The sequence below is a fragment of the Pseudomonas putida genome (assembly GCF_050989985.1).
In the GTDB taxonomy this organism is placed as follows: domain Bacteria; phylum Pseudomonadota; class Gammaproteobacteria; order Pseudomonadales; family Pseudomonadaceae; genus Aquipseudomonas; species Aquipseudomonas putida_AI.
Genome location: NZ_CP158815.1, coordinates 6706830 through 6730505, shown reverse-complemented (window position 1 = coordinate 6730505; position 23676 = coordinate 6706830). Strand labels below are relative to the sequence as shown.

The 23676-nt window shown below is 59.0% G+C and carries 22 protein-coding genes; 10 read left to right on the top strand and 12 right to left on the bottom strand.

The window, feature by feature from the left end; genetic code table 11:
• Positions 1–18 precede the first annotated feature (18 nt).
• Positions 19–540: a DUF3617 domain-containing protein gene (locus ABTV29_RS30710; protein WP_433768220.1), complete on the top strand. Its 522-nt coding sequence runs from the start codon at positions 19–21 to the stop codon at positions 538–540.
• A gap of 86 nt (positions 541–626) precedes the next feature.
• Here ABTV29_RS30710 and ABTV29_RS30705 read toward each other — a convergent pair whose 3' ends face one another.
• The 3 genes from ABTV29_RS30705 to ABTV29_RS30695 all read right to left on the bottom strand — a co-directional run bounded on the left by ABTV29_RS30705 (position 627) and on the right by ABTV29_RS30695 (position 3012).
• A complete protein-coding gene (locus ABTV29_RS30705; RefSeq protein WP_433768219.1) occupies positions 627–1517 on the bottom strand; it encodes a His/Gly/Thr/Pro-type tRNA ligase C-terminal domain-containing protein in 891 nt (296 codons plus the stop codon).
• 65 nt (positions 1518–1582) lie between these two features.
• A complete protein-coding gene (folE2, locus tag ABTV29_RS30700) occupies positions 1583–2515 on the bottom strand; it encodes a GTP cyclohydrolase FolE2 (protein ID WP_433768218.1) in 933 nt (310 codons plus the stop codon).
• Between the two features lie 119 nt (positions 2516–2634).
• On the bottom strand, positions 2635–3012 hold the full coding sequence (locus tag ABTV29_RS30695; RefSeq protein WP_433768217.1) for a glutamine synthetase: 378 nt from the start codon (positions 3010–3012) through the stop codon (positions 2635–2637).
• Positions 3013–3152: 140 nt separating this feature from the next.
• On the opposite strand from ABTV29_RS30695, the gene zigA reads away from it, so the two are divergent.
• Entirely contained in the window at positions 3153–4358 is a 1206-nt protein-coding gene (gene zigA / locus ABTV29_RS30690) for a zinc metallochaperone GTPase ZigA (protein WP_433772085.1), read from the top strand.
• A 12-nt stretch (positions 4359–4370) separates the two neighbouring features.
• On the opposite strand, the gene ABTV29_RS30685 is transcribed toward zigA, so the two are convergent.
• Positions 4371–4727 (bottom strand): NADH:ubiquinone oxidoreductase, encoded by a 357-nt coding sequence (locus ABTV29_RS30685; RefSeq protein ID WP_433768216.1) that lies wholly within the window; start codon positions 4725–4727, stop codon positions 4371–4373.
• 26 nt (positions 4728–4753) lie between these two features.
• Between ABTV29_RS30685 and ABTV29_RS30680 the strand changes: the two genes are divergently transcribed.
• Complete coding sequence (locus tag ABTV29_RS30680) at positions 4754–5719, top strand: CobW family GTP-binding protein (protein WP_433768215.1); 966 nt, start codon at positions 4754–4756, stop codon at positions 5717–5719.
• A 33-nt stretch (positions 5720–5752) separates the two neighbouring features.
• Here ABTV29_RS30680 and ABTV29_RS30675 read toward each other — a convergent pair whose 3' ends face one another.
• Positions 5753–6166 (bottom strand): DUF3301 domain-containing protein, encoded by a 414-nt coding sequence (locus ABTV29_RS30675; protein WP_433768214.1) that lies wholly within the window; start codon positions 6164–6166, stop codon positions 5753–5755.
• A gap of 119 nt (positions 6167–6285) precedes the next feature.
• Here ABTV29_RS30675 and pdxY point away from each other — a divergent pair, with 119 nt between their 5' ends.
• The gene (pdxY, locus tag ABTV29_RS30670; RefSeq protein ID WP_433768213.1) at positions 6286–7158 is read left to right on the top strand and encodes a pyridoxal kinase PdxY; all 873 of its coding nucleotides are present in this window, start codon (positions 6286–6288) and stop codon (positions 7156–7158) included.
• 109 nt (positions 7159–7267) lie between these two features.
• Here the strand turns inward: pdxY and ABTV29_RS30665 are convergent, their stop codons facing one another.
• Positions 7268–7750: an acyl-CoA thioesterase gene (locus tag ABTV29_RS30665; protein WP_110965679.1), complete on the bottom strand. Its 483-nt coding sequence runs from the start codon at positions 7748–7750 to the stop codon at positions 7268–7270.
• A 286-nt stretch (positions 7751–8036) separates the two neighbouring features.
• Between ABTV29_RS30665 and ABTV29_RS30660 the strand changes: the two genes are divergently transcribed.
• Positions 8037–9800 (top strand): cation:proton antiporter, encoded by a 1764-nt coding sequence (locus tag ABTV29_RS30660; protein ID WP_433768212.1) that lies wholly within the window; start codon positions 8037–8039, stop codon positions 9798–9800.
• Between the two features lie 21 nt (positions 9801–9821).
• Here the strand turns inward: ABTV29_RS30660 and ABTV29_RS30655 are convergent, their stop codons facing one another.
• The 4 genes from ABTV29_RS30655 to uvrD all read right to left on the bottom strand — a co-directional run bounded on the left by ABTV29_RS30655 (position 9822) and on the right by uvrD (position 14204).
• The gene (locus ABTV29_RS30655) at positions 9822–10229 is read right to left on the bottom strand and encodes an SMI1/KNR4 family protein (protein ID WP_433768211.1); all 408 of its coding nucleotides are present in this window, start codon (positions 10227–10229) and stop codon (positions 9822–9824) included.
• A gap of 137 nt (positions 10230–10366) precedes the next feature.
• Positions 10367–11245 carry a Tim44 domain-containing protein gene (locus tag ABTV29_RS30650; protein ID WP_433768210.1) on the bottom strand — a complete coding sequence of 293 codons (879 nt, stop codon included), beginning with the start codon at positions 11243–11245 and terminating at the stop codon, positions 10367–10369.
• 178 nt (positions 11246–11423) lie between these two features.
• Positions 11424–11864 carry an EamA family transporter gene (locus tag ABTV29_RS30645; protein WP_433772083.1) on the bottom strand — a complete coding sequence of 147 codons (441 nt, stop codon included), beginning with the start codon at positions 11862–11864 and terminating at the stop codon, positions 11424–11426.
• Positions 11865–12020: 156 nt separating this feature from the next.
• Complete coding sequence (uvrD, locus tag ABTV29_RS30640; RefSeq protein WP_433768209.1) at positions 12021–14204, bottom strand: DNA helicase II; 2184 nt, start codon at positions 14202–14204, stop codon at positions 12021–12023.
• A 258-nt stretch (positions 14205–14462) separates the two neighbouring features.
• Between uvrD and ABTV29_RS30635 the strand changes: the two genes are divergently transcribed.
• Complete coding sequence (locus ABTV29_RS30635; RefSeq protein WP_433768208.1) at positions 14463–17324, top strand: EAL domain-containing protein; 2862 nt, start codon at positions 14463–14465, stop codon at positions 17322–17324.
• A 54-nt stretch (positions 17325–17378) separates the two neighbouring features.
• Here the strand turns inward: ABTV29_RS30635 and ABTV29_RS30630 are convergent, their stop codons facing one another.
• Entirely contained in the window at positions 17379–17693 is a 315-nt protein-coding gene (locus ABTV29_RS30630) for a hypothetical protein (RefSeq protein ID WP_433768207.1), read from the bottom strand.
• A 337-nt stretch (positions 17694–18030) separates the two neighbouring features.
• Here ABTV29_RS30630 and hexR point away from each other — a divergent pair, with 337 nt between their 5' ends.
• Together hexR and ABTV29_RS30620 are read left to right on the top strand one after the other, a co-directional pair.
• Positions 18031–18897 (top strand): transcriptional regulator HexR, encoded by an 867-nt coding sequence (hexR, locus tag ABTV29_RS30625; RefSeq protein ID WP_007927594.1) that lies wholly within the window; start codon positions 18031–18033, stop codon positions 18895–18897.
• A 200-nt stretch (positions 18898–19097) separates the two neighbouring features.
• The gene (locus tag ABTV29_RS30620) at positions 19098–19310 is read left to right on the top strand and encodes a PA3496 family putative envelope integrity protein (protein WP_433768206.1); all 213 of its coding nucleotides are present in this window, start codon (positions 19098–19100) and stop codon (positions 19308–19310) included.
• On the opposite strand, the gene ABTV29_RS30615 is transcribed toward ABTV29_RS30620, so the two are convergent.
• A complete protein-coding gene (locus ABTV29_RS30615; protein ID WP_433768205.1) occupies positions 19252–20214 on the bottom strand; it encodes a LysR family transcriptional regulator in 963 nt (320 codons plus the stop codon). The genes ABTV29_RS30620 and ABTV29_RS30615 overlap by 59 nt on opposite strands.
• Before the next feature lie 191 nt (positions 20215–20405).
• On the opposite strand from ABTV29_RS30615, the gene ABTV29_RS30610 reads away from it, so the two are divergent.
• Complete coding sequence (locus ABTV29_RS30610) at positions 20406–21821, top strand: acetyl-CoA carboxylase biotin carboxylase subunit (protein WP_137806586.1); 1416 nt, start codon at positions 20406–20408, stop codon at positions 21819–21821.
• Between the two features lie 11 nt (positions 21822–21832).
• The gene (gene oadA, locus ABTV29_RS30605; protein WP_433768204.1) at positions 21833–23641 is read left to right on the top strand and encodes a sodium-extruding oxaloacetate decarboxylase subunit alpha; all 1809 of its coding nucleotides are present in this window, start codon (positions 21833–21835) and stop codon (positions 23639–23641) included.
• Positions 23642–23676 lie beyond the last annotated feature (35 nt).

Sequence of the window (23676 nt, the reverse complement as noted above, 5' to 3'; positions counted from 1 at the left end):
CTGATCAGGAGTTACACGATGAACGTTCGTCTGCTGGGTTTGGCCATCACGCTGGGTTTGGCACTTCCTGTTGCTGCTCATGCGCAAATGCTCCAGCCGGGTTTGTGGGAATTGACCACCAGCAACATGAAGGTCGATGACCAGAACATGCCGGATCTGCAATTGATCCTCGGTCAGATACAAAGCCAGATGACCCCGGAACAACGCGCACAGCTGGAAAAGCAGGGCATCACCATGGGTGGCAAAGGCATTCGCGCGTGCCTGACGCCGGAGCAGGTCAAGTCAGACGACATCCCGCTGACGGATCCGCAATCGGGCTGCAAACAGCAAATCACCGATCGCACGGGCAATCAGTGGAAATTCCGTTTCAGCTGTCCGAAAGCGCAGGGCGCGGGCGTCGCCACGTTCGTCAGCGATCGTGAGTTCACCACCAAGGTCAACGGTACGTTCAATGCGACCGGCATTCAGCAGAAGGGAAGTCTGGACACCCGGGCTGTGTGGCTGGGACAGGATTGCGGGACCGTCAAGCCAAGAGCCTAAAAGCTTTGCGGGCAAGCCCCGCTCCTACAGGCTCAGCGTACGTGTAGGAGCAAGGCTTGCCCGCGATGGCGTCAGCAGGGTCAATATCAAACCTCAGGCTGGTCCAGCCACTCACACACCGCTTCAATCTCCATCCTGCCCAAATCCTCTCCGCTGCGACTGCGGACACTGACAAACCCCCCCGCCTTTTCCTTCTCTCCGACCACCACCAGATACGGCACCGTCTGACTGTGCTGACGAATCTTGTGATGAACTTTCTCGTTGCGCAGATCCGCGAGGGCGCGTACGCCGCTGCGTCGCAAGCGTTCGGTGACTCTGTGTGCATAGTGGGTCTGACGGTCGTCCATGCTGACCACCATCACGTGTGGTGGCAGGCGCCATTGCTGCAGCTCCTCGTGGCTGGACCAGCAAGTGCCGTAGATGCGTTGTTGCAAGGTACCGCTGATGTGATCGAGGGCGAATGCCTGCAAAACCCTGGTGGTGGGGACGTGGGGGCCTGTCGTCAGATAATCGGTGTCCCCGAGGCGATACAACGAGGGACCTGCGGAAGTTTGAGCGGGCGTTGAGCGTCGGCGAATGGAATGGTTGGTGGCTGCCAGCGATTGCATGCGCGCTTCGATCAGATGCAGATCCGTCGTCGTCAGAGGACGCTCGACAGAGAATTCGCAATAGAACCCATCACCCAGCTCCGAACCCATTCGCCACTGTGCATGGGCATGCAGTTGCTTGACCGCCATCGCCAGCATCAGTGTGCAGGAACGGCGCAGGATCTCCAGTCCATCGGGCTCCTGCGGTGTCACGATGCTGACCCGGGCGTTTGTGCGGATCATGAACTCACAATCCACCAGCACCCCGTCCACCCGACCCGCGACTGCTGCAGTGGCCAATCCAAGACCGATGCTCGCCGCCACCTCATGCACAGTCAGAGGCTGATCGTATTCACGCAATGAACCGTCCGGCAGGGTGATCTGGATCATGGTTATTGTTCTCTGCTTCGATCACATGCCCATTCACATTAGAGGTAATTGTTAGCTGTTGTCATCTAGACGTTTGTCGACGCATATCCAGGGGGCACTTGGGGACTTGGCTCGCGCCTCCAGTGACTTTCAGCGACGGCGTCGTGGGCGTGGAGGCTTTCGGCGTGAACAACCCGGATATGGAAGCCATTGATACCGGGTGCGCGCTTCAGAGCCAGGTTCAGGCGGCGTGCGGCGTCTTCGCAGAACATCAGATTCTGCCCGTTGGCCAACGCGAAGGCTTGTTCGTCCGCGCGCTTCACGGCGGTTTGCACAGCGGTGCCGAGGGCGGCTTCGGCGTCATTGATCAGCGCGATCAGCGGTAGCTCCTCCAGATAATCATCCAGGTGCAGCGTCAATTGCGCGGTGCTTCGTTGACTGTGCGGTGTGGCGACGATGCCTTTGGGAGAGCCGAGCCAAGCCAATACGTCGGCCTGATGCAGTGTCCGGTTGGGGAAATCTTCGGCGAATTGCTGTTGGATTAGTTGTCGAGACAGCGCCGCTGAGCAAGGGCACGTTGAGGAATAAGCCACCTCGATTTTTAGTTCCACGTGGAACATCGCGTTTTTCAAACGCGCATCGATGCTGACGGGATAGGTTTTCCACCCTGATAAAGGACTGATCAGCGCTGACCTTTTCAACAGCAATTGGCTGTGAATCTTCAGGAAAGCACTGTTCGACAGTCCTTCATGGCTGTCGAGGAACTGCTGCAAAACCTGCCGGAGCAGCGCAGGCGAGAGGCTTTCCTGTTCAAGCATTTCAAGCGCCAGATAGAGCCGCGACATGTGAATGCCACGTGCTTCACCGTTATCGAGGCTCACGCCAGCATCGACCTTTGCGGCTAACCGTTCGCCATCAAACAACACGGGAAGAGCAATGCCACACATGCCTACCCATTCCAGTGGCAGGGCTTGGCGTGAGGCCTGCGCGGCGATATCCGGGAGAGTCAGCGCATTCATGGGCAGGTCCAGAGTGAAAGTCGATTTGACGTTACACTATAACAATAATGCCGGCGATGCCATTTTCATGAACAGTTCTTCATTGCGCACGGACGACAGGTTTGTCCTCCGATCTCACCTCAACAGCCGGCGATCCGGCTGCAGGTGAACTTGCCACTGCTGCCTCCGGAACTGGAGAACCGGTTGATCGTGGTCCAGCCGACTCGCTGGTTGTAACCCACCCAGGTTTCGCCGTCCGAGGCGATACCGGTGAAAAAAGTCAGCTGGCCATAGCGGCTGTTCGTTTGAGCCCAATAGCGATTTCCGGAGGATTCGAAGCCTCGCAAATAGATCGTGCTACCGGCGGTGTTGACGCTGTAGGCGTTGCCTTGGCCATCCACACAGGCCAGCAGGTTGGCGCTGCGTGTGCAGTTGGCGAGGGGCGGGACTTGCGCCCAGGCATCGACTGCCGCCAGCAATGAAGCGCTCAGCAGCACGATTTTCAGGGGATTACCCATGGTTTTTCTCACCGATCAGGACGGCCTTCAGCATCGTGCTCTTTGTCATCGCGGGCAACAGGGCTGGATTAATAATGTTGTTACACTATAACATTGTTTTAGCCCGACGATTTGACCGGGAAACCTGTGAGGAACCTCAAATGCCTGATCGTTTACCCGTGACCGTCCTGTCGGGCTTTCTTGGAGCAGGGAAAAGTACACTTCTTAATTACGTACTACGTAATCGTACTCATCTGCGTGTTGCTGTAATCGTCAATGATATGAGTGAGATCAACATCGACGGCAGCGAGGTTCAACGTGATGTCAGTCTCAATCGCGCTGAGGAAAAGCTCGTCGAGATGAGCAACGGCTGCATCTGCTGCACCCTGCGCGAAGATTTGCTGGAGGAGGTGAGCAATCTCGCCCGGGAAGGGCGTTTTGATTACCTGCTGATCGAATCCACGGGGATTTCCGAGCCGCTGCCCGTGGCGGAGACGTTCACGTTTCGCGACGAAAAGGGACAGAGCCTCAGCGATATCGCCCGCCTGGACACACTGGTTACCGTGGTCGATGGCCTGAATTTCCTTCCCGATTACCAGGCTGCGCAAAGCCTGGCTTCCCGTGGCGAAACCCTGGGTGAGGAGGATGAGCGCGCCATTACGGAACTGTTGATCGAGCAGGTCGAATTTGCCGACGTCATTTTGATCAGCAAGATCGACATGATCAGTAGCCAGGAGCGACAGGAGCTGATGGCCATCCTCGAACGGCTTAATCCACAGGCAGAGATCATCCCCATGGTCATGGGCGAGGTGCCGCTGGAGAAGATCCTCAATACCGGCCGTTTCAACTTCGAGAAAGCCGCGCAGGCGCCAGGCTGGTTGCAGGAGCTACGCGGCGAACACATACCGGAAACCCAGGAATACGGCATCGCCTCCCGCGCTTATCGCGCGCGCCGTCCGTTCCATCCGCAGCGCTTTTTCGATTTCATCGATGGTGAATGGCTCAACGGTAAATTGCTGCGCTCCAAGGGCTTCTTCTGGCTGGCGAGCAAGCCTGAGCACGCCGGTAGCTGGTCGCAGGCGGGCGGGATGATGCGGCATGGTTACGCGGGGCGCTGGTGGCGTTTCGTGCCGAAGGATCAATGGCCGCAGGATGAGGAAAGCACCGCGGCCATCATGAAAAACTGGGCTGTCGACTCGGGCGATTGCCGGCAGGAACTGGTGTTCATCGGCCAGAATATCGATTTTGCGCAGCTCACCTCCGACCTGGACGATTGCCTGCTGACCGATGACGAAATGGCCTTGGGTGCCGAGGGCTGGCGTTTGCTTCCAGATCCGTTCGGACCCTGGTTCGACGAGGCTGCCTGACCGTACAACAGATCAAGGTTTGAGCCAGGTTCCCTGGCTCTGGGCTTCGCAGAATGGCTTCAGATACGCCGCATCGGTGGCCACGCCGTAATAGTGAATATCCTGGCGGTAAGGCATATTGGCGACTTGAGCGTTGCTGCATACGCCAAACGCACCGCCGGGACACTGCTCAACGTATTGCACCTCGACTTTCTGCCCTGCCAGGGTGGGCTGGCAGAAACCGTCGGTGAACAGTTTTTCCGGGATGTTGCGATTCTGCTGGCAGACTTTCACGTCCAGTCGCTCCCCCTGGCTGTGGACAACACAGGCCTGTGCGAGCGCCTCACTGGCGGCCAGCATCAGCAATAATGACAATCCCATCCACCGCATCCGCACCTCCTCAGAAGCCTTCGATCATGTTGCAGAACATCCCCACCCACGTCATCGCAGGCCCCTTGGGGGCTGGCAAGACCAGCCTGATCAAGCACCTGCTGGCGCAACGCCCGGACGGTGAGCGTTGGGCGGTGCTGATCAATGAATTCGGCCAGATCGGTCTCGACGCTGCGTTATTGACCCGCGATGCCGATGGTATCGCACTGGGTGAAGTGGCCGGGGGCTGTTTGTGTTGTGTCAATGGCGCGCCGTTTCAAGTCGGCCTCGGACGATTGCTGCGCAAGGCGCGGCCGGATCGACTGTTTATCGAGCCGTCCGGGCTCGGGCATCCGGCGCAATTGCTCAGGCAACTGAGCGAAACACCGTGGCTAGGTGTACTAAACGTACTGCCAAGTGTACTGGTTTTGGACGCTGAGGCACTCGCGGCGGGCAAAACGCTGCCACAAGCGCAGCAGGAGGCGTTGAGCAGTGCTGGACTGCTGCTGATGAACAAATCGGAAAACCTCAGTGAGGCTGATCGCCAGCGCCTCACCACGCAGTTGCCTGAACGGCCGATGTACTGGACGCAACAGGCGGCGATGCCTTTGAGCCAGTTACCCGGTTTGGCAGCCCAGGCTGTAGCAGGCGTGGATAACCTTGTACTGCCCAAGGGGCTAGCGCAATTGCCGGCGATCTGGACTGACCCGACGCTCCCGATCTGTCTGAGTCAGGAACAGGAGGGCGGCTGGAGCATCGGCTGGCGCTGGCATCCGAGCCAGGCATTCGATATAGCGCGTGTCGGCCAGTGGCTTTCAAGCCTTGCCTGGCAGCGGGCGAAGCTGGTTGTTCACAGTGCCGAAGGGTGGAAGTCGGTCAATGCACTGGATGGCTCGATACTGCAGTGGCAGCCGAGCGAATGGCGACAGGATTCGCGGATCGAGCTGATTTTCCCTGAACCGCAGGAGATTAAAGTGCTGCAAGAGGGTCTGGACAGCTGTCGCGTGGGGTAAAAGTCAAAAGATCGCAGGTTGCGATCTTTCAACTCACGGGCGCCATTTACTGTGTTCCTGCCGCCAATGGCTCAGCTCGACGACATTGCTGCCGGGCTTGACCACATCGACCACAGGTGGCGTTTCATCGAAGGGCATCGGGTAGGGCGCCAGTTCAATTTGCGCACTGTGGGCGCCGAACTGGGTGATAGTGCCGTTATGACGGGTTTCACCGGTCACGGTGAATTCGAAGTTATACACACGAGCCAGGCGGCGCTTGCCGCGTCCGTCCTTGATGAACGCGATTTTCTTCAGCGCCACGTTGCCGTCCAGCAACTCGACTCCAAGGTTGCTGCAATGCTGCTTGACCCGCTCCAGCGCGCGTTCGCGCAAACCGTGGTTGTGCCACAGCCAGGCGCCGGCCGTGGCGAACAGCATCAGCACGAAAATATTTCCAAGGGTCAGCATCAACAGGGTGCTCCAACAAGAGAGTGTCAGCTTAACTGCGTCGCCGGTCTGTCGTACAGGCTGTGTTTCGTCGCATACTGCGCCGCTCGAATTTCAATCGTTTTACGGAAACTCACCGCATGAAACGCACGCCCCATCTGCTCGCTATCCAGTCCCACGTGGTGTTCGGCCATGCTGGCAACAGTGCCGCGGTTTTCCCGATGCAGCGGGTCGGGGTGAATGTCTGGCCGCTCAATACCGTGCAGTTCTCCAACCACACTCAGTACGGGCAGTGGGCCGGCGAGGTGCTGGCTCCGCAGCAGATACCTGATCTGGTGGAAGGTATCGCGGCCATTGGCGAGCTGGGCAACTGCGATGCCGTATTGTCGGGCTATCTGGGCAGTGCCGCCCAGGGCCGGGCCATCCTGACGGGTGTAGCGCGAATCAAATCGATGAATCCGAAAGCGCTCTACTTGTGTGACCCGGTGATGGGGCATCCGGAGAAGGGGTGCAGCGTGCCTGCGGAAGTCAGTGATTTTCTGCTGGAAGAGGCCGCCGCCGTGGCCGATTTCATGTGCCCGAACCAACTGGAACTCGACAGCTTCGCGGGGCGCAAGCCGCAGTCCCTGTTCGACTGCCTGGCGATGGCGCGGGCGCTGCTGGTGCGCGGACCGAAAGCCGTGCTGGTCAAGCATCTGGACTATCCCGGCAAAAACCCGGACGTCTTCGAGATGCTGCTGGTGACGGCTGAGGGCAGTTGGCATCTGCAACGTCCACTGCTGGCGTTTCCGCGACAGCCGGTGGGCGTTGGCGATCTGACGTCCGGATTGTTCCTGGCGCGTGTGCTGCTGGGTGACAGCCTGGTGGCCGCTTTCGAATTCGCCGCATCGGCGGTGCATGAGGTGTTGCTGGAAACCCAGGCCTGCGCCAGCTATGAGCTGGAACTGGTAAGGGCGCAGGACCGGATTGCCCATCCGCGGGTGCGGTTCGAAGCGACGCCGATCAGTCTCTGATCGGCGTTGAGCCAATCGCGAGCAAGTTCGCTCCCACAGGGATCTACTGTGGGAGCGAGCTTGCTCGCGATGACTATCTCAACAACAGCATCAAAATTGCCTGCCCAACTCAGGCATCGCCCTTGATTTCCTGATACCGCTTTTCCAGCTCCTGACGAATCTGGCGGCGTTGCTGGGCCTGCATGAAGCGGCGCTTGTCTTCACTGTTTTGCGGTTGCAGGGGCGGTACGGAAGCGGGTTTGCGCTGGTCATCCACCGCGACCATGGTGAAGAAACAACTGTTGGTATGGCGTACCGAGCGCTCGCGGATGTTCTCGGTCACCACCTTGATGCCCACCTCCATCGAGGTGTTCCCGGTGTAGTTGACCGAAGCAAGAAAGGTCACGAGTTCACCGACATGGATCGGCTCACGGAAAATCACCTGGTCCACCGACAGGGTCACCACGTAGCGTCCGGCATACCGGGCTGCACAGGCGTAGGCGACTTCGTCGAGGTATTTGAGCAGGGTCCCGCCGTGAACATTGCCAGAGAAGTTGGCCATGTCGGGGGTCATCAATACCGTCATCGACAGCTGGGCGTTTCCGGGTTCCATAGCATTCTCACGGGTCAAGGCAAGGTTTGAGGAATGCACCTCTGGGGGTGCCTCGCTGGTTTTTTCCAACCAACAGTTATCGGGACGCCGGGCGAGAAGCCGCCGTCACGCCGGATCGATCTGTTTCCATATATTGCACCGCCTTTCTGTCGGAAGTCGCGGTGTTACCCTGCAAAAGCCCTGCTGCAGAGGCGATTTCCTACGCGGAATGCGGATTTTTCAGTTTGCTCGAGCGGATGCTTCCTGCGTCTGCGCTTGGGCTATTCCATCCAAGGAGCCCCACACCATGCATGCCATCAGCTTTATTCAGGATCTGGCAGTGATCATGTTGGTCGCAGGCGTGGTGACCGTGCTTTTCCACAGGTTCAAGCAGCCGGTGGTGTTGGGTTACATCGTGGCGGGTTTCATCATTGGCCCGCATACCCCACCTTTCGGCCTCATTCATGACGAAGACACCATCAAGACCCTGGCTGAACTCGGGGTGATTTTCCTGATGTTCTGCCTGGGCCTGGAGTTCAGCCTGCGCAAGCTGTTCAAGGTGGGCGCCACGGCGTTTATCGCGGCGTTCCTGGAAATCGTGCTGATGATCTGGATCGGCTACGAAATCGGCCGCTGGTTCGACTGGAACACCATGGATTCGTTGTTCCTCGGCGCGATCCTGGCCATTTCCTCGACCACCATCATCGTCAAGGCACTCAACGACCTGAAGATGAAAAACCAGCGCTTCGCGCAGCTGATTTTCGGGGTGCTGATCGTCGAAGACATCCTGGGGATCGGCATCATCGCCTTGCTGTCGAGCATCGCGGTCAGCGGTACGGTCAGTTCCGGCGAAGTGTTTTCCACGGTCGGCAAGCTTTCGCTGTTCATGATCGTCGCATTGGTGATCGGCATTCTGCTGGTGCCGCGATTGCTGGCCTACGTGGCCAAATTCGAAAGCAACGAAATGCTGCTGATTACCGTGCTGGGCCTGTGTTTCGGCTTCTGCCTGCTGGTGGTCAAGCTCGAGTACAGCATGGTGCTCGGCGCGTTCCTGATTGGCGCCATCATGGCCGAATCCCGGCAGTTGCTCAAAATCGAACGCCTTATCGAACCTGTTCGCGACTTGTTCAGCGCGATTTTCTTCGTGGCGATCGGGTTGATGCTCGACCCGATGATCCTGCTGCAATACGCCTGGCCGATTGCGGTGATCACGGTCGCCGTGGTGCTCGGCAAGATGTTGTCCTGCGGCCTTGGCGCGTATATCGCCGGGAATGACGGACGCACCTCATTGCGCGTCGGCATGGGGCTTTCGCAGATTGGCGAGTTCTCTTTCATCATCGCTTCGCTGGGCATGACCCTGCAGGTCACCAGCAACTTCCTTTACCCGGTGGCCGTGGCGGTTTCGGTGATTACCACGCTGTTGACGCCTTATCTCATTCGCGCGGCCGACCCGTTGTCGATCAAGCTGGCCGCGGTCATGCCACAACGGCTGGGGCGGGTGTTGGGGATGTACGGTGAATGGTTGCGCAGCATCCAGCCCCAGGGCGAGGGTGCGCTGCTGGCCTCGATGATTCGGCGAATTCTGTTGCAGGTCGGCGTCAATCTGGCGCTGGTCGTTGCGATCTTCCTCGCAGGCGCGTTTTTCGCCGAGCGTATCTCGGTCAATCTGCAAGACTGGATCGGCGACCCGAGCTGGCAGAAAGCATTGATCTGGGGAGGGGCGCTGCTGGTGTCACTGCCGTTCCTGATTGCCGCCTATCGAAAGCTCAAGGCGCTGTCGATGTTGCTGGCGGAAATGGGGGTGAAGCCCGAAATGGCCGGACGTCACACGCAGCGGGTGCGCCGGGTGATCTCCGAAGTGATCCCGATTCTTTCGCTGCTGGTGATTTTCCTGCTATTGGCAGCCTTGTCGGCCAGTATTCTGCCGACCAACAAGTTGCTGATGCTGATTGCCGTGGTAGCGGCTGGGGTGGCCGCGCTGCTGTGGCGCTGGTTTATCCGCGTCCACACACGCATGCAGGTGGCTTTGCTCGATACCCTGGATAATCACAAGGACTCGCCAGGGCACTGACCCGGTGGGGCGTCAGCTGAATCAACTTTCCAGCCAGACGTCCCGCGCCCAGTGCCATACCGACTCCCAGGTTTCTTCGGAGAGCAGTTCTTCTTCGGCTAGCCACAACACCACGGTGCCGTCTTCTTCGACGCAATAGTAATTGTCGCCGTCCTGGCAGATCGGAATCAGGCTGCGATCGACACCAGCGTCCCAGGCGTTGGCTGCAACGTCCGGCAGGTAGGTGTGGGATTGCGGGTCGGTAACGGTCACGGGCTCAAGGCTGCCGTAGACCACGTCGCTGACGGTCAGCAAAAACTCTCTGAAGACGAAGGGGATGTCGATGAACAGTTGTTCTTCGATTTCGACCAGCAGATCTTCGTCGGGCAACTCCAAGGGGACCGGTACCGGTTCGTTGGCTTCACGCAGTTGTTCGATGATTTCTTCCACGTCCGGGATCCTCTTGCTTGAATGGCGCGGTTTATATGGGGCGGTTTATACAGTAGCTCGCTATAGATGCAACCGCGAAATAGAAAACCCCGGCAAGCCGGGGTTTTTATTTACAGCGTGAAAAGCGAGGCGGGGGATCAGCCGTTCTGGCGGATACCTGCTACCAGCCAAGGCTGGTTTTCGCCCTGGGCGCGTTCCATGTTCCAGCTTTCGCTGAAGGCTTCGCCCTGGTCGAAACGCGAGTTTTTCGACACGCCGCTGAAGGTCAGGGTAGCGATGGTCTTGTCGGCGCGATCATCCACACCATCCAGCTGCACATTGAGGTTATCAATGTAGGTGGACTGGAAACCGTCGCCCAGATCGGCACGTTCGCGCTTGAGGAACTCCAGCATCTGTGGGGTTACGAACTCGGCGATCTTGTCCATCTCGTTGGCGTCCCAGTGCTGTTGCAGAGACTGGAAGTGATTGCGGGCCGCTTCGACGAAGTTCCTTTCATTGAACCAGGCTGGCGCGTTGATCACTGGACGGGCGGCAGCAGGTGCGGCGGAACCACCGAAGATCGAGCCCATGGCTGGTTTCTGCTCGAACGCTTCACGCTGCATCGGCGCGTGACCGGCCGGAGCGTATTGCTCCTGCTGCTTGCGACGACGGGCGGCGATGAAGCGGAAGACCAGGAACGCGATGACCGCCATGATCAGGATGTCGAAGATTTGCATGCCCTGGAAACCGTCGCCCATGAACATGGAAGCCAGCAGGCCACCGGCGGCGATACCGGCCAGAGGGCCGAGCCAGCGCGAAGCACCGCCGGCCTTGGCAGCCGCGCCAGCGGCGCCGGCAGCACCAGCGGTCGCCGCAGCGCCGCCCATGCCTGGAGAAGAAGGAGCCATCTGGCTGGTTTGGTGAGTAGGCGCAGCACCTGCGCTTTTGCCACCACCGAAGCGCTTGGCGGCATTGACGTCGAGACTCATCGTCAGGCCAATGCACAACGCCATGGCGATGCTAAGAAAACGTTTCATAAAGGGAATTCCCGTTTGTGGAAGGCACGCGCGCCATGTTGCACAGCTGAGGTGTTACTGGCTAGCGGCAGAGTGTTTCGGGCTTTTGCCTGACAGGTCGGGTTCAGCTTCAGTCAGGCAATAAGGCTGGTTCACTTTCGTCGGTAGGATGAGTGGATAAGTTCTGTAGGAAAGATGCCTAGCGTCTCAGCGCCAGCATGACCACCCCGGCTGTGATCAGACCGATTCCGCCCCATTGGCGCAGGTCGAGTTTTTCGCCCAGCAGAACCACACCGAGTATGGCTACGAGCACCACGCTGAGTTTGTCGACCGGAGCGACCAGAGAGGCCGGGCCGACCTTGAGCGCACGGAAGTAGCAGATCCATGATGCGCCTGTGGCCAGGCCAGACAACAGCAGGAACAGATAACTCCTGCCGGAGATCGATCCCAGGGACTGATATTGGCCCGTGGCGTACAAAATCAAGGCCAGGCTGACCAGCACCACTATCGTCCGGAGCAGCGTGGCGAAATCCGAGTTGACGTTCTCCACGCCGATCTTCGCGAAAATGGCGGTCAACGCCGCGAATGCAGCCGACAACAGGGCCCAGAATGTCCAGGAAGAAAAAAAGCCTGAGCCCATGACGGATTCCTTGATCGCAAACATGATGTAGAAGGTTGCATAGATCATTGTGGGAGCGGGCTTGCTCGCGAAGAGGGAATGTCAGGCGACGAATATAGTGACTGACACATCGCATTCGCGAGCAAGCCCGCTCCCACATGGGGCCTTTGAAAGCAGTTAGATCGCTTCCAGCTTCGCATACCCCAGCATCAACCACTTGCTGCCTTCGCTGAAGTTCACCTGGACCCGCGCCTGCGCGCCTGCGCCTTCGAAGTTTAGGATCACGCCGTCGCCGAACACCGAATGCCGTACCGCCTGGCCCAGGGTGAAACCGGTCTGCGGTATCTCGCTGCCGCCGAACAGGCTGCTGGTGCTCTGCTGCTGGCCACCGCCGAACGGGCGGCTGACGCTGTTTGACAGCCGTACTTCCTGGATCAGGCCTTTGGGCACTTCGCGTACGAAGCGCGACACCTTGTTGTAGGTCTCGCTGCCATAGAGGCGACGGGTTTCAGCATAGGTCATCACCAGGTTCTGCATGGCGCGGGTGACGCCGACATAGGCCAGGCGACGTTCTTCCTCAAGACGCCCAGGCTCTTCCAGGCTCATCTTGTGGGGGAACAGGCCTTCTTCCATGCCCACCAGGAACACGTAGGGAAACTCCAGGCCTTTGGCGCTGTGCAAGGTCATCAGTTGAATGCTGTCTTCGTGCTCGTCGGCCTGGGTATCCCCTGCTTCCAGCGAGGCGTGACCGAGGAACGCCGCCAATGGCGTCAGGTCCTCGTCTTCTTCGCTGTTTTCGAAGTTGCGCGCGGCGCTGACCAGTTCTTCAAGGTTTTCTACCCGGGCCTGGCCTTTCTCGCCTTTTTCCGCTTCGTGATAGGCGATGAGCCCCGACTGCTCGATGACGGTTTGGGTCATCAGGTGCAGCGGCATCTCCATGCACTTGGCCGCGAGGTTTTCGATCAGCTCCATGAACGCGCCCAGCGCGCTGGCGGCACGACCGGTGACGCCCTTGTTGGCAACCAGCTGACGCATGGCTTCCCACATGGACACATCGCTGTGGCGCGCATGCTCGCGAATCGCTTCGACTGTTTTCTCGCCGATGCCGCGCGCCGGTACATTGATCACACGCTCCAGCGCGGCATCGTTGCCACGGCCTTCGAGCAGGCGAAGGTAGGCCATGGCGTTCTTGATTTCGGCCCGTTCGAAGAAGCGCTGACCGCCATAAATGCGATAAGGGATGCGCTCACGCAGCAAGGCTTCTTCCAAAACCCGCGATTGGGCGTTGGAGCGGTAAAGAATCGCGATATCACTGCGGGACAAGCCGGTTTTCAGCGCGCTTTCGATGGTTTCGACAACGTAGCGCGCCTCGTCGTGTTCGTTGAACGCTGCGTACAGATTAATGGCTTCGCCATCGCCGCCTTCGGTCCACAGCTCTTTGCCCATGCGCCCGGTGTTGTTGGCGATCAAGGCGTTGGCGGCTTTCAGGATGCCGGCGGTGGAGCGGTAGTTCTGTTCCAGACGAATAAGCTCGGCATCCGGGAAATCGTCGGAATACTGGTAGATGTTCTCGATTTTCGCGCCACGCCAGCCGTAAATCGACTGATCGTCATCACCCACCACCATCAGGCTGTCGCCACCCTTGGCCAGCAGGCGCAACCAGGCGTACTGCACGGCGTTGGTGTCCTGGAATTCGTCCACCAGAATGTGCCGGAAACGCTTTTGATAATGCGCCAGCAGCCCGGGGTGATCGCGCCACAGGTCGAGGGCGCGCAGCAGCAATTCGGAGAAGTCGATAACACCGGCACGCAGGCACGCAGCCTCGTAGGCTTCATAGATGCTGCGCATGGTCGCCAGGAACAAATCGCCGCTGGCTTGAATGTGTTGCGGGCGCAGGCCTTCGTCTTTCTGCCCGTTGATGAACCATTGGGCCTGGCGCGCTGGCCAGCGTTGCTCATCCAGGCCGAGCTCGCGGATCACCCGCTTGACCAGGCGCTGCTGGTCGTCGCTGTCGAGAATCTGGAAGGTCTGGCTCAAGCCCGCTTCTTGCCAGTGCGCACGCAACAAGCGATGCGCCAGGCCGTGGAAGGTGCCGACCCACATGCCGGCCGGGTTGATACCCATCAGCTGTTCGATGCGCTGGCGCATCTCGGCAGCGGCCTTGTTGGTGAATGTCACCGACAGGATTGAGTGGGGCGACGCGTTTTCGACCTGGATCAACCAGGCGATACGGTGCACCAGCACTCGGGTTTTACCGGAACCAGCACCGGCCAGGACCAACTGACGACCCACGGGGGCGGCTACGGCCTGGCGTTGGGCATCGTTGAGGGAGTTCAGCAGAAGGGAGAGATCATCGCGCATCGGGGCATTCTAGGGGGCGGCGTCACACCGGGCAAACATCGCTTTGCTTTAGCCGATGAAAGATGTGCGAGGGACGACCGGTCAGTCACCGGCTGCGAGCGTTGGCCGGTCTCGTCTGACGCCTTTGAAGCGAAGTCGGGTGCTCGAGATTTTTGTCTGTTTTTTGACCGGGAGCAGTTTGGTCCGGTCATTTGCTTGTGTATGCTCCGTCGACGTTTCGGGCTCATGCCCATCCTTATAAGAACAAGAATATTAACTATGACCCTCAGTTCCGACCTGTCGGGCCCTTCTGTGGAACCCCGGGTTATCCGCAAGCAATACGCCGTTGAAATAGCGGTTGAACGCACGCGCCTGCTGTATCAAGGCTCTTTGCTGCCCACGCTGTTCATGTTGATCAATGGTCTGGTCTGCGCCGGGTTGCTCTGGAGTCCGCAGCGCTACTTCCTGATCACGGTCTGGCTGGTGTGGTTGTTGTCGCTGGTGGCCCTGCGGGTGATTCAGGTGGCGGCCTTTGATTCGGCGATCCCTAACCGCCAAGCCCATCCCATCTGGCTGCGCATGTTTTTGCTGGGTTCGGGTCTCACCGGCCTGACCCTGGCAGGCGCCGGCATTGCGCTGGTTCCCGCCGACAACTTTATCCAGCAAGCCTGGGTTTTCGGCCTGATCGGCGCGGCGGCGCTTTCAGCCAGTGTGGCCTATGCCGTCAGCTTGCCGGCGTTTCTGTCGTTTACTTTGCCCTGTCTGTTGCCGGCCATCGGCTACATGTTTTGGGGGCAGGAGCAGGGGTGGGGCTGGTTTGGCCTGATTCTGCTCGGGGCCTTGAGCGTGGTTGCCTGGCAGGTCAATCGGCTGATCGACCGCAGCTTGCTGCAACGTTTCCAGAATCAGGCGTTGATCGAGCATCTGCAGCAGGCGCAAAGCTGCAGCGACCAGCTCAATCAGAAGTTGGGCAGGGAAATAGAGCAGCGCCGGCGTGCCGAACAAGAGTTGCGCGAGATCCAGGTGGGTCTGGAAAGCCGCGTTGCGCAGCGCAGTCTGGAACTGGATGCCGCCAACCAGGCGCTGAGTAAAAGCGAGGCGCGGCTGGCCCTGGCGTTGAAGGCCAGTGAGCTGGGGTTGTGGGACTGGAACCTGCAAACCGACGAAGTCCATCACACGCATATTCAGGAGCTGTTCGGCCTCGAGCCGGAATACGTGACGGCAATGTTGCGCCACCTCAAGCCTCGTCTGCACCCGGAAGATCTGCCGGCGTTGAGAAGGGCGCTGGTCGAGCATTTGAAGGGCCAGACCGAGGACTACCAGGTCGAGTACCGCGTGCGGCATAGCGACGGGCATTGGGTCTGGATCGAGGACCGCGGTCGAGCGGTCGAGCGTACCGCCAATGGCCGGGTGATTCGTATGGTCGGTACCCGCCGCGATATCAGCGTCAACAAGGCGCTCGAAGAACAGCAGCAACTGGCGGCGATGGTGTTCGAGGCCGCCAGCGAAGGCATCGTGATTTTCGATCCCCATTACTCCTTGATCGCGGTCAATCAGGCCTTCAGCCGGGTAACCGGCTATGAAATGGAAGACATCATTGGCCGCAACGTCGTCGAGTTGCCGTGCAGCCGCGATGCCCGTCGTCATTACGCCGCGATTCATCATGCGCTGGAACAGCACGGCAGTTGGCAGGGCGAGTTGGTGGAAACCCGCAAGAACGGCGAGATGTATCCGCAATGGCTGCATCTGAATGCCGTGCGCGATAGTCGGGGAAATGTCAGTCATATCGTGGGCTTCTTCGCCGATCTTTCTGCCAGGCGAGAGTCCGAGGAGCGCATGCGCTACCTGACCCATCACGATGAGCTGACCGGCCTGGCGAACCGTTCGATGTTCCGCGAGCGGCTCAGTGAAGCGCAGCAACGCGTACGCCAGGGCGGATACCGCAACCTGGCGCTGCTGCACATCAATCTGGACCGCTTCAAGCAGCTCAACGACAGTCTGGGCCACGAAGTCGCCGATCAGCTGCTGCAGAAAATGGCGCGTCGCCTGATCAACGCATTGCCGGAGGCGGACACCATTGCACGCTTGTCCGGTGATGAATTCGCCGTCCTGTTCAATGCCTACGGCAACCTTTCCAGTTTGGCGCGGGTGGCGACAAGGCTGTCAAACAAGTTGCGCATGCCGGTGACGATCGACGGTCATGAGCTGGTGGTCAGTGCGTCGATGGGCATCAGCCTGTTGCCGGACAGCGCCCGGGATGTTTCTGCATTGGTCAGTCAGTCGAACATGGCCATGCAACATGCCAAGCATCTGGGCGGTAACAACTTCCAGTTCTACACCGATAGCTTGCAAGCCAGCACGCTGGAGCGTTTGCAGCTGGAAAACCAGCTGCGCAAGGCGGTTGAAGAGCGGCAGTTGAAGGTGTTTTACCAACCGAAGCTGTGCCTGGCCACGGGCAAGCTGAATGCTGCCGAGGCGCTGGTGCGTTGGGATCACCCGACCATGGGGCGCGTGCCGCCAGGGGACTTCATTGGCCTGGCCGAGGAAACCGGGCTGATCGGCCCGATCGGTGAATTCGTGTTGCGCCAGGCGTGCTTGCAAGCCTGTGAGTGGCAGCGGCAGGGGCTTGAGCCTATTCGGGTCTCGGTCAATCTGTCGGTGCATCAGCTACGCCAGGGCAAGCTGGTCAGTCTGGTCCGGCAAGTGCTGGAAGATACCGGGCTGGCGCCGCGCTATCTGGAGCTGGAACTCACTGAGAGTCAGTTGCTGGACAGCGTCGAGCACATCATTGCGACGTTTCAGCAACTACGCGACCTGGGGGTGAAGCTGGCGATCGACGATTTCGGTACCGGCTATTCATCCCTGAGCTATCTCAAACGGATTCCGGTGGACTACGTGAAGATCGATCAGGCCTTCATTCGCGGCTTGGGCGAGGGCACTGAAGATGCGGCGATTACGCGGGCAATCATCACCATGGCGCATGGTTTGTCGTTGAAGGTCGTGGCGGAAGGGGTGGAGCGGCTCGAGCAGTTGGAGTTCCTCAAGAAAGAGTGCTGCGATGAGGTTCAGGGGTATCTGATCAGTCGGCCGATTGAGGCGGAGGGGTTGGCAGGTCTGCTGCGCGAACAACGCGTGGATTGAAGAAACACTTCCCGCCGAACGTTCTTCAAGGTCGACGGGAAGTGGATTTGCCATTTAGTCGGTAATCATGATGTCGTCGATATGGTGCAGTAGTTTGCCTTCATGAAAAATACTGACGCCAGTGACATTGGAGTTCCCCATTACTTTGTATTCGACAAATTTCTCAGTTACGACTTGCAGCGATGCTTCATTGGAAGTTTCAAGTTTCAGCTCAAGTCGGATATTGAATGATTTGTCCTGCAGTTTCATGTATTCCAGCTTGGGTGTAACGCCTGCGTGGGCAACGGCTACGGTGCCATAGACACGGAAAGATGGGTTGCCTGGCATCCTGTCGATTTGTGCGGTCCAGTCTTTGGTTTCAATGCTCATAATGTTTAACTCCTGTAGTTGATTTAGTTGCTTCCTGCCAAATCAATATATCCACCTGAAATAGCGGGTGAGAAGTCTTTACAGGTTTGTTTTGTGAGGCTGTATGTTTCGCTAGTTATAAGTTGGATGCGGATATATATAACTTTGATGTTGCGCCCTGTCCTTTCATGTCTTGTAGAGATGGTGTGTCGAGCGCTGAGCAGGGGCTACATGAAGCGCGAGCACCTGAAATCGAGGGATCTGGTTACGTATGGTGCAGGCAAAATGCCGTTTCATGTAGTATAACTACAAGCGTGCTACATCCCCGGCACCTGCCAATAACAAAGAGTCCATCCCTTTGAACCTGCTGCAACACATCGCCCAGTCTCGTCACCTGTTACGCAAGTCGGAGCTCAAGGTCGCCGATCACGTGCTGCTTGACCCCGCGGCCGTGATGCACAGCTCCATGGCCGACCTGGCCCACAGCGTCGGCATCAGTGAGCCGACCATCGTGCGTTTTTGCCGTGCCATCGGTTGTTCCGGGTTCCAGGACCTGAAGTTGAAGCTGGCCCAAAGCCTGGCGGCGGGCGCGAGTTTCGGGCAGTTCGCGATCCATGAAGATGATTCGGTCGCCGACTACAGCCTGAAAATCTTCGACACCACTCTGCACACCCTGATGGAGGTTCGCGAGAAGCTCGATCCGGTGGAGCTGCAGCGAGCGGTGACGCTGATGTCCCAGGCCCAGCGCGTGGAGTTCTACGGCTTCGGCGCCTCGGGCGCGGTAGCGGCGGATGCGCAGCATAAGTTTTTCCGCTTGCTGCTGACCGCGGCGGCCTATTCCGACCCGCACATGCAAGCGATGTCGGCGGTGACCCTGAAGCCAACTGACGTTGCGATCTGTATTTCCCAGTCCGGGCGTTCCAAGGATCTGCTGATCACCGCCAACCTGGTGCGTGAAAGCGGTGCTTCGCTGATTACCCTGTGCCCCAGCCAGACGCCGCTGGCCGAGCTGTCGACCGTCAACCTGGCGATCGATGTGCACGAAGATACCGAGATCTATACGCCACTGACCTCACGGATCGCCCATCTGGTGGTGATCGATGTGCTGGCGATGGGCGTTGCCATGGCGCGCGGACCGAGTCTGGTGAATCACCTCAAGAGCGTCAAGCGCAGCCTTCGCAGCTTGCGGTTGTCGCCCAAGTCGGTCAAAGCGCTGGACGACTGACGTCGCCCTCAGGTCGTTCCGACCTGATTCGCGAGCAGGCTCGCTCCCACAGGAGGTCTCGGTCGACTGTGGGAGCGAGCCTGCTCGCGAGGCGTCATTGAATTCGCCACAACATTCATCAGCCTGTAACCCCCAAGCCGCCAAACCGTCATCCCTCGCACCTATCTTGAAGCTCCCGTACTCGCCTTGGGAGACTCGAAATGGCCCAGCACTACGAAGAACGCAACAGCGCCGTCAAAACCCGCCGTCAGCAGGAAGACCAGCGTCGCATGGAGTTCCGCCGCGCTATCGAATATCGCTCTGAACAGCGTCAACTTCTTGCCGAAATCGGCGATTTTCCTGAAGATTTCGAGCTCAACTTCTGGCAGACAGCGTCGACGACTTCCCGTCGAAACGCTCAACCAGCCCGCTGATCTGCACCCGCTCGCTGCGGACAAACGCAAGGAATGCGTGGGCCACCGGTGAAAGCCGTTTGGCCTTGGCCTGCACCAGGCACCAACTGCGGTACAGCGGCAGTTCTTCGACCGGCAGCTCGATCAGCCCGCCGGTTGCCAGTTCCAGATTCAGGGCGTGGCGTGTCAATAGCGCAACGCCCAATCCGGCCAACACGCATTCACGCTGGGCTTCGGCTGACGAGACTTCCTGAGTCTGGTTGAAGTGCACGCGCTTCTCCTTGAAATACTCCTCGCACGCCATGCGTGTACCCGAGCCGGGTTCGCGCAACAGCAATGTGTAGGGTTCAAGGTCTTGCAAGCGCAACGGCCCCATATGGCACAACGGATGATCCGGTGGGGCGACGGCGACGATCGGGTTATTGAGGAACGGCAGGAACTCCAGCCCCATGTCTTGCGGCACCATCGACATGATCACCAGGTCATCGCGGTTGTCGGAAAGGCGTCGTATCACCTGGCCGCGATTGACCACCGTCAGTTGCAGGTTGACCTCCGGATGCTGGCGCTTGAACGCGGCAAACAGGTGCGGGACGAAATACTTGGCGCTGGATTCGACCGCCAGTTTCAACTGGCCCTGGAGTGAACCCTGCATGTCGGACAGCTGCATGTCGAGGTTTTCCAGACGCCCGAAGATATCCCGACTGGCGCGTTGCAGTGCTTCAGCCGCTTCCGTCATGTAGAGTTTTTTGCCGACGTAATCGAACAAAGGTTGACCAATCAGCTCTTCCAGCTGACGAATCTGCAGGCTGACGGCCGGTTGTGTGAGTGACATTTCGTCGGCTGCGCGACTGTAGGAGCGCAAATCACAGACTTCATTGAAAATCTGCAATTGACGCAATGTCATACGCATCAATGACTTACGCATTTCTAAAGCACCTTCGGCGCAGGCTGGAGCAGCCACTATAAGTCTTTACTTATGCGTGACCCAATTATTATTCATTTTTGTTAATCCCTTGTGAGCGCTAGTGTGGCCCTGCGACCAAACTGAAACATTTGGTCACGCGTCGACCTGGGTCTAGCAGGTCGTGGGTACTACCGGCTCAAGGGAAACTCCAAGTGATAACAAAGATCCTGATCGCCAACCGTGGTGAGATTGCCGTACGAATCGTACGAGCCTGCGCCGAGATGGGTATTCGCTCGGTGGCGATTTATTCCGACGCCGACCGTCATGCACTGCATGTGAAGCGTGCGGACGAGGCCCACAGCATTGGCGCCGAGCCGCTGGCCGGTTACCTGAACCCGCGCAAGCTGGTGAACCTGGCGGTGGAAACCGGTTGCGATGCATTGCACCCAGGCTACGGTTTCCTTTCGGAAAACGCGGAACTTGCGGACATCTGCGCCGAACGCGGTATCAAATTCATTGGCCCGTCGGCTGAAGTCATTCGCCGCATGGGTGACAAGACCGAAGCCCGCCGCAGCATGATCAAGGCTGGCGTACCGGTCACTCCAGGCACCGAAGGCAACGTCTCGGGCATCGAAGAAGCCCTGAGCGAGGGCGATCGCATTGGTTACCCGGTGATGCTCAAGGCCACTTCCGGTGGTGGCGGTCGCGGTATCCGTCGCTGCAACAGCCGCGAAGAACTCGAACAGGCTTTCCCGCGTGTCATTTCCGAGGCCACCAAGGCCTTCGGTTCGGCGGAAGTGTTCCTGGAAAAATGCATCGTCAACCCGAAACACATCGAAGCGCAGATCCTCGGCGACAGCTTTGGCAACGTGGTGCACCTGTTCGAGCGTGACTGCTCGATCCAGCGCCGCAACCAGAAGCTGATCGAGATCGCCCCGAGCCCGCAGCTGACCCCTGAACAGCGTGCCTACATCGGCGACCTGTCGGTACGTGCGGCCAAAGCCGTGGGTTACGAGAACGCCGGAACCGTGGAGTTCCTGCTCGCCGAGGGCGAGGTGTACTTCATGGAGATGAACACCCGGGTGCAGGTGGAACACACCATCACCGAAGAAATCACCGGTATCGACATTGTTCGCGAGCAGATCCGCATCGCTTCCGGCCTGCCGCTTTCGGTGAAACAGGAAGACATCCACCACCGTGGTTTCGCCCTGCAATTCCGGATCAACGCCGAAGACCCGAAAAACAATTTCCTGCCGAGCTTCGGCAAGATCACCCGTTACTACGCACCCGGCGGTCCTGGCGTGCGTACCGATACGGCGATCTATACCGGCTACACCATTCCACCGTTTTACGACTCCATGTGCCTGAAACTGGTGGTGTGGGCGCTGACCTGGGAAGAGGCGATGGATCGTGGCTTGCGCGCCCTGGACGACATGCGTCTGCAAGGGGTCAAGACCACCGCCGCGTACTACCAGGAAATCCTTCGCAACCCGGAATTCCGTAGCGGCCAGTTCAATACCAGCTTCGTTGAAAGCCACCCTGAACTGACCAACTACTCGATCAAGCGCAAACCCGAAGAGCTGGCCCTGGCCATCGCCGCCGCCATCGCCGCCCACGCAGGCCTGTGAGGAATAAAACAATGTCCAAGAAGATTCACGTTACCGACACCATCCTGCGCGACGCCCACCAATCGCTGCTCGCGACCCGCATGCGCACCGAAGACATGCTGCCGATCTGCGACAAGCTCGACAAAGTCGGCTACTGGTCGCTGGAATGCTGGGGCGGCGCCACGTTCGACGCCTGCGTACGCTTCCTGAAAGAAGATCCGTGGGAGCGTCTGCGCCAACTGCGCGCCGCATTGCCTAACACCCGCCTGCAAATGCTCCTGCGCGGCCAGAACCTGCTGGGCTACCGCCACTACAGCGACGACGTGGTCAAGGCGTTCGTGGCCAAGGCGGCGGTCAACGGCATCGACGTGTTCCGTATTTTCGACGCGATGAACGACGTGCGTAACCTGCGCGTGGCCATCGAAGCGGTAAAAGCGGCGGGCAAGCATGCCCAGGGCACCATCGCCTATACCACCAGCCCGGTACACACCATTGATGCCTTCGTGGCACAAGCCAAGCAAATGGAAGCCATGGGTTGCGACTCGGTGGCGATCAAGGACATGGCCGGCCTGCTGACGCCGTACGCCACCGGTGAGCTGGTCAAGGCATTGAAAGCCGAGCAGTCGCTGCCAGTGTTCATCCACTCCCACGACACGGCGGGTCTGGCCGCGATGTGCCAACTCAAGGCCATCGAAAACGGTGCCGATCACATCGACACCGCCATCTCCAGCTTCGCTTCGGGCACCAGCCACCCAGGTACCGAGTCGATGGTCGCGGCCCTTAAAGGCACCGAGTTCGACACCGGCCTGAACCTGGAACTGCTGCAAGAGATCGGCCTGTACTTCTACGCCGTGCGCAAGAAGTACCACCAATTCGAAAGCGAGTTCACCGCGGTCGATACCCGCGTGCAGGTCAACCAGGTACCGGGCGGGATGATTTCCAACCTGGCCAACCAGCTCAAAGAGCAGGGTGCCCTGAACCGCATGGGCGAAGTGCTGGCCGAAATCCCACGCGTTCGCGAAGACCTCGGCTTCCCGCCGCTGGTGACTCCGACTTCGCAGATCGTCGGCACCCAGGCGTTCTTCAACGTGCTGGCCGGCGAGCGCTACAAGACCATCACCAACGAAGTGAAGCTGTACCTGCAAGGCGGCTACGGCAAGGCGCCAGGCACTGTGAGCGAGCAACTGCGTCGCCAGGCCATCGGCAGTGAAGAAGTGATCGACGTGCGTCCGGCTGACCTGCTCAAGCCGGAAATGGCCAAGCTGCGTGCCGACATCGGCGCGCTGGCCAAGTCTGAAGAGGACGTGCTGACCTTCGCCATGTTCCCGGACATCGGCCGCAAGTTCCTCGAAGAACGCGCTGCCGGCACCCTGACGCCTGAAGTGCTGCTGCCGATCCCGGAAGCGGGCAAGGTGGCTTCGGCTGGCGGCGAAGGCGTGCCGACCGAATTCGTCATCGACGTCCACGGCGAAACCTACCGCGTCGACATCACCGGTGTCGGTGTGAAGGCCGAAGGCAAGCGTCACTTCTACCTGTCCATCGACGGCATGCCGGAAGAAGTGGTGTTCGAACCGCTCAACGAATTCGTCGGCGGCGGCAGCAGCAAACGCAAGCAAGCCTCTGCACCGGGTCACGTCAGCACCACCATGCCGGGCAACATCGTTGATGTACTGGTCAAGGAAGGCGACACCGTCAAGGCGGGCCAGGCCGTGCTGATCACCGAAGCAATGAAGATGGAAACCGAAGTCCAGGCAGCCATCGCCGGCAAAGTCACCGCCATTCACGTGGCCAAGGGCGACCGGGTGAACCCGGGCGAAATCCTGATCGAGATCGAAGGCTGAGATAACAGCCGCGATACAACGCTTTAAACCTCGGG